The sequence below is a fragment of the Gordonia sp. CNJ-863 genome (genome assembly GCF_001942325.1).
Lineage (GTDB): Bacteria > Actinomycetota > Actinomycetes > Mycobacteriales > Mycobacteriaceae > Gordonia > Gordonia alkanivorans.
The window spans coordinates 1-5,525 of record NZ_MKKG01000058.1 but is presented as its reverse complement, the minus strand read 5'-3'; the positions used below and the strand labels follow the sequence as shown (position 1 = coordinate 5,525).

The window sequence follows — 5,525 nt, the reverse complement described above, 5'->3', positions numbered from 1 at the left end:
GGTCCTGTCGGTGTGAGTGATGAGGTGTAGGGGCTTTCATCTTCACACCACAGGACCCGCCCGCATCCCCGGCTCGCCGCCGCCGAACCCGACCTACATCTTGTGCCCGGTAGAACCCGTTCTACGCACCGTCAATCAGGAAGAGCCGGATTTGGCCTTGAGAATTTGGTGCGGTGGCAGATCATCCCGGACCGACTCAGGTCCGTACCCGACAACGCTGGACCCGACAACGCTGGCCCGTTCTTGATCTCGGTGCCGCCCCGTACCACGAACACGAGAAGTAAACCTGGGCACTGACCCGGACCCGTTCCGGAGGAAAGAACACCGCCGCGACCTCGCCGATCAGCCGACGTGGTGCATCCAACCCGGTGAAACCAATGGCTAGACACGGTGCATGCTGGACACTGTGTCAGCATCAGCAACCAAAGGAGCCCACGTGACCTTAACGACCACCGACCGCGTCGACGTCCTCATCATCGGTGCCGGCATATCGGGCATCGGAGCTGCGCGGTATCTGCGGACCGAACACCCAGCGAAGACGTTTACCGTCGTCGAAGCCCGGAGCGCTCCCGGCGGGACGTGGGACCTCTTCCGATATCCGGGGGTTCGGTCGGATTCCGATTTGCAGACCTTCGGCTACGAGTTCAAGCCGTGGACCGACAAGCAGGCCATCGCGGACGCCCCTCGGATCCTTGACTATCTGCACGAGACGATTGACGAGAACGGTCTGTCCGATCACATCCGGTACGAGCACCGGGTGGTATCGGCGTCCTGGGCCTCCGACGACGCGCGATGGCTGGTGTCCATCGACCGTGCCGACAGCGGCGAACGGATCCATATCAGTGCGCGCTGGATCTTCTGCGGCTCCGGATACTACGACTACGACGAGGGCTTCACTCCGGACTTCGCCGGGCGCGAACGCTTTCAGGGACAGATCGTCCATCCACAGCACTGGCCGGAGGATCTGGACTACACAGACAAACGTGTCGTCGTGATCGGTAGCGGCGCAACGGCGGTGACGCTGTTGCCGGCGATGGCCGAGCGCGCCGCTCATGTGACGATGCTGCAGCGAACGCCCACCTACATCGTCCCGCTACCACGCGAGGACGTCATCGCGAACTTCCTCCGGAAGGTGTTGGGCGACAAGCGTGGATATGCACTCACGCGCGAGAAGAACGTCGCCCAGCAGCGGCTGGCCTTCGATCTATCCGTACGCTTCCCTAGCCTGGCCCGCCGGGCGATCCGTAAGATCAATCAGTTCCAGCTTCCCAAGGGGTATCCCGTGGATACTCATTTCAATCCGCCCTACAACCCGTGGGATCAGCGGCTGTGCGTGGTGCCCGACTCCGACCTGTTCCGCACCATTCGATCCGGCAAGGCGTCGATCGTCACCGACCGCATTGACAGGTTCACCGAGACCGGTGTTCTGCTCGCGAGCGGAGAAGAACTAGAAGCAGATATCATAGTCACCGCGACTGGCCTCAACATGAAGCTCATCGGCGGTGTCGAACTCAGCGTCGACGGTCGCGTCGTATCGTTGACCGACTCAGTTGTGTATCGGGGCATGATGCTGTCCGGCGTACCTAATTTCGCACTCGCCGTCGGCTACACGAATGCGTCCTGGACGCTAAAGATCGGCCTGCTCTGTAAATACTTCTGTAAGTTGCTGGCTTACATGGACTCTCACGGATACGACAGTGTGTGGGCGGTCGCCGATCCGTCGATGCAGACCCGTCCGCTGCTCGACTTCGCTGCCGGTTACGTTCAGCGATCGCTGGACACGTTCCCAAAGCAAGGACTGAAGGCCCCGTGGGTCATGTCCATGAGCTACTACACCGACCGTCGACTGCTCCGCGGCGACGTCGCCGACGACGTCCTGCGGTTCGCCCGAGCCGGGGACCGCCCGGCCACACCGAGCCCGAGCGGCACCGCCATTCGCGCCTGAGGACGACACCGCAAGGCAACCCCCGCCCGAGCCTAAAGGAAGTGCGTAACCTGCGCCCATGGACTTCGACGACGTCTTCACGACGGGTCGCCGTCGGGTTCGACGCGGATCGGTGCACTGGCGATGATCGTCGGCTTCGTCATTGCACTGCACTCATCCTCAGGCGCTCAATCGCTGCTCCGCAACCACCACTTGTTTGGGTGGGGCCGGGGTGTGGTGAGGCGGTAACTGCAAGATCGCACCGGTGGTGCTGCTTATCGGTGATCGCCGGCGCGACCGAGCGCGGATAGCGGTATGCGGCTCCCTGAGATCGTCCTCAAGCGATCTCCTCTCCACAGGCGATGTCCGCGCGCATTGCCTGCAACGCAGCGTGCAGATCTGGCATCGGGATCGCCCGATCGGGGGTCCGGGCGTAGGTGGACGAGCGTAGGTAAAGCCGAGGGGCCTGCCTGAGCGCCCCCCGCGCGGTACTCACTTCGGGGCTGAATGGGGCTGCTCGACCATTGACAACACGTCCATGCAGACCGATACTCGGATATACTTGTGACCGCCAACACATACTCTGGTTCGCGGCACGACCGGAGGTCAGCATGAACGGGAACGAACGCGCTATTTCGTCCGTCGACGACGCGGGGGTGGCCGACACCAAGGCGGGGACGCCCATACGTGCGCGGCGGATAAAGTTCTCCTATCCGCAGGGCGCTATGAACCGGCACTATGTCTCCGACGACCTGATAATGAGTCACGTCGTATCCATGCTGTCGTCCGTCTTCCCCGAAGGCGAGGACTTTTTCATCCGGTCAGTCAAGTACTACAAGGATGAGATCACCGATCCGACGTTGCGGGCTCAAGTCGACGGGTTCATCGGCCAAGAGGCGACACACGGACGCGAGCACCGAGAGATCAACGAGCGTCTCCAGGAGATGGGTTACCCCACAAGGCTCAATGACCGCCTCACCAAGCGGGCGTTGGCGATGATCTATCGCCATGCGCCACATAAATATTCGTTGGCCATGACCGCAGGCCTCGAGCATTACACGGCGACCCTGGCCTCTCTGCTTCTCACGAATCCTGAGGCGCGCAGTCTGCTCACCTCGGACGAAATGCGAGGGCTTTTGCTGTGGCACGCCTACGAGGAGGTCGAGCACAAAGCGGTGGCGTTCGACGTCTACCGAGCCATCGGTGGCAGTGAAGCTCTGCGTATTGGCACGATGCGTGGCATCCACATCACGTTCCTGGGGCTCGTGACCGTGTCCACGCTGGCGTCGATGCTCACCGATCGCGCCACGTACAACCCCGCTCGTGTTCTACGCAGCGTGGCGGCTATGCGCACCAACCCGTGGATAAACCGAGATGTGTTGCGTGAGTTGGGAACCTACACACGGCGCGGGTTCCATCCCAGCGACAACCCCACAGTGCACTTGCTCGAGACCTGGGGATCGGAGCTGTTCGGTGACCAAGGTATTTTGGCGGACCACCTTGTTGGTGCAAGCAAGCGGCGCTGAGCTGAGGCCTCCTTTCGGGTCAACACGGCAAGGAAACCATCTTCTCGGCGAAATCGTCGGGTGCTCGTTGATCGAGATAACCTCACTGGCTGGCTATTTCCTGATGGCACGGGAGGGTTGAAGTCGGGCATGGACGGGATCAGGGTTTCGTCTCTTATGGGGCCTTCCCGGGGCCGGAGCACTTAGCATCGAATGACTCAACCATCGCCGCCTACGCGGCAAGATCGAACGTCCACCCATCGAATCCGAGACCGCCTACTGGTCGAACCCGACGATCACCGACCATCGTGAAATCCGGTCCCAGCAGAAGCCGGATACCGCCTAATCGAGCTTTTCAAGCCGGGCGATTCACTCCTCTGGATTCAACGAGGCCGCACTGAAAAGGGAGGTCTGAATCGCGCTGGTGGTGGGCTAGCCCACCGGGGTGGGCGGGGGGTTTTAGATTACTGACACCCGAGCGGTCACGTCGGGTGTGGATCGGCCGCAATTCCGGCTGGGCTCAGATATTATGATTGCGACGAAAGGTGCGGCAATTGAAAATTGCTGAAAAGCAGAAGTCGAAGGCAACGCATGTGGCTGCGGCCGTTGCGTCTAGGAGTCCGGCGGTGGTGACAGCGAAAACCGCCTACAAGACCGGAAAGGCGACGACGTCGGTGTTGCCGAAATTGATCGGTTTGGGAATGGCGGGAACAGGGTTGGCGCACTTTGTTGTTCCGCAGGCTTTTGAATCGATCACCAAGCTTGCATTTCCCGAGAACACGCGTGAATGGACTTACGCGAATGGTGCAAGTGAGACCCTGATCGGCCTCGCCCTCTCCAACAGCCGGTCCCGCGTTTACGGTTTGATTGGGGTGGTCGCATATGTCGGGTTCCTCGGCAGGCGAGTCGTGCAAGCCTGACAGTGACCGCCGACATTCACTCTAATGCAGTGCCATGAAAGGATTACTCGTCGAGTTCGCTGACGTGCAGGGGCGCCTCGGCGAAGAGGGAAAAGCTTGTGGCGTGAGTAGTCCGATGGCTGCGTACCGGGGGTGCCGGCGGCGGAATTACATCCAGAGCCAGCGGCACACTGGGCCAGCAACTAGCTGCAAACGCGGGTCAGTTCATCTCGAGGCGGGACGCGAAACCGGGATGGCTAAATGGCAGATCAGGTGAGAAGGCAACGCCTACGGTTGCGGCCGCGCCGTTGATTATTCCCCACGTTGTCTCCGATAGGTGTGCGGCGAAGAACTTGTCGTCTACCCCTTGCTCACGACCGTTGTCGATCCACCACTGAGTCGCCGATAGTCCAGAACCCAGAATGGACGCCACGGCCAAGGGAATGATCGAGGCATCTGCGTGAACACGCTGCAGACTTTCAGTGAACCGGTCGGCGACGGCCTCCATCACCGACCTCAACTGGTCAGCAACTCCGCCATCTCCCGATCCGGAGTACTGAAACAAGTGATTCGCCATAAGGAACCTGACGACCACGGGGTGTTTCCCAACCAGCGCGACGTAGGACTGGACCGACGAGCGAATCATATCGTCAACAGACGCATGATCTTGCTCAGCAAAGATTGTGACTTGCGCCGACTCCCACATCAACGCACCGAGCTTCGCCGCCACCGCCCCGTTTAGACCCGCTTTGTCGCCGAAGTAGCGGTACAGCTTCGGCTTAGATACGCCTGCCTCCGCAGCGATGTCGTCCATGCTGACGCTTGCGCCATAGCGTTCGATGATCCGGATGGCCGCGTCGACCAGCTGTGCGCGTACCGCGACTCGGTGTTCATCCCAACGAGTGCTACGGGCATCCATCACCCGGCGCTGCACCTGAGATGGCGCGGAGGAAACTCGGCGGACGACTGACATTCTAGGAGTAACAATACCGGAAGTCCCTCCCCCAAGCGATCATCAGCTCATGTGCATTCGGTCATAGATACGGTTCAGGAGTCAACTTTCTACCGTGGCTGCGTCCAATCGCGCCGCCGCTTCGTTGAAATCTTTCGGTGCCTCCATGTTGATCATGTGACCGATCTGCGGCAACACCACGAAATCGTGCAACCGACCGCGCTGCTGCAGCCGTTCGGCGAGAT

General features: G+C 60.7%; 4 protein-coding genes. 3 read left to right on the top strand and 1 reads right to left on the bottom strand.

Annotated features, from left to right (window positions below; all coding sequences use genetic code 11):
* The first annotated feature begins 394 nt into the window (after positions 1-394).
* The 3 genes from BJF87_RS21595 (at position 395) to BJF87_RS27140 (ending at position 4,349) form a co-directional block, all read left to right on the top strand.
* On the top strand, positions 395-1,945 hold the full coding sequence (locus tag BJF87_RS21595; RefSeq protein WP_042378920.1) for an NAD(P)/FAD-dependent oxidoreductase: 1,551 nt from the start codon (positions 395-397) through the stop codon (positions 1,943-1,945).
* Positions 1,946-2,535: 590 nt separating this feature from the next.
* Positions 2,536-3,450 carry a metal-dependent hydrolase gene (locus tag BJF87_RS21590; RefSeq protein WP_006359124.1) on the top strand — a complete coding sequence of 305 codons (915 nt, stop codon included), beginning with the start codon at positions 2,536-2,538 and terminating at the stop codon, positions 3,448-3,450.
* Positions 3,451-3,983: 533 nt separating this feature from the next.
* Entirely contained in the window at positions 3,984-4,349 is a 366-nt protein-coding gene (locus BJF87_RS27140) for a hypothetical protein (RefSeq protein WP_316042977.1), read from the top strand.
* A gap of 199 nt (positions 4,350-4,548) precedes the next feature.
* On the opposite strand, the gene BJF87_RS21580 is transcribed toward BJF87_RS27140, so the two are convergent.
* Positions 4,549-5,301, bottom strand: coding sequence for a TetR/AcrR family transcriptional regulator (locus BJF87_RS21580; RefSeq protein ID WP_035755987.1), 753 nt, complete (start codon positions 5,299-5,301; stop codon positions 4,549-4,551).
* Between the last annotated feature and the right edge of the window lie 224 nt (positions 5,302-5,525).

Bases quoted from the DNA above. Each gene is read 5' to 3' on its own strand.
- BJF87_RS21580 (WP_035755987.1), bottom strand. From the start codon at position 5,301: ATGTCAGTCGTCCGCCGAGTTTCCTCCGCGCCATCTCAGGTGCAGCGC.
- BJF87_RS21590 (WP_006359124.1), top strand. From the start codon at position 2,536: ATGAACGGGAACGAACGCGCTATTTCGTCCGTCGACGACGCGGGGGTG.
- BJF87_RS21595 (WP_042378920.1), top strand. From the start codon at position 395: ATGCTGGACACTGTGTCAGCATCAGCAACCAAAGGAGCCCACGTGACC.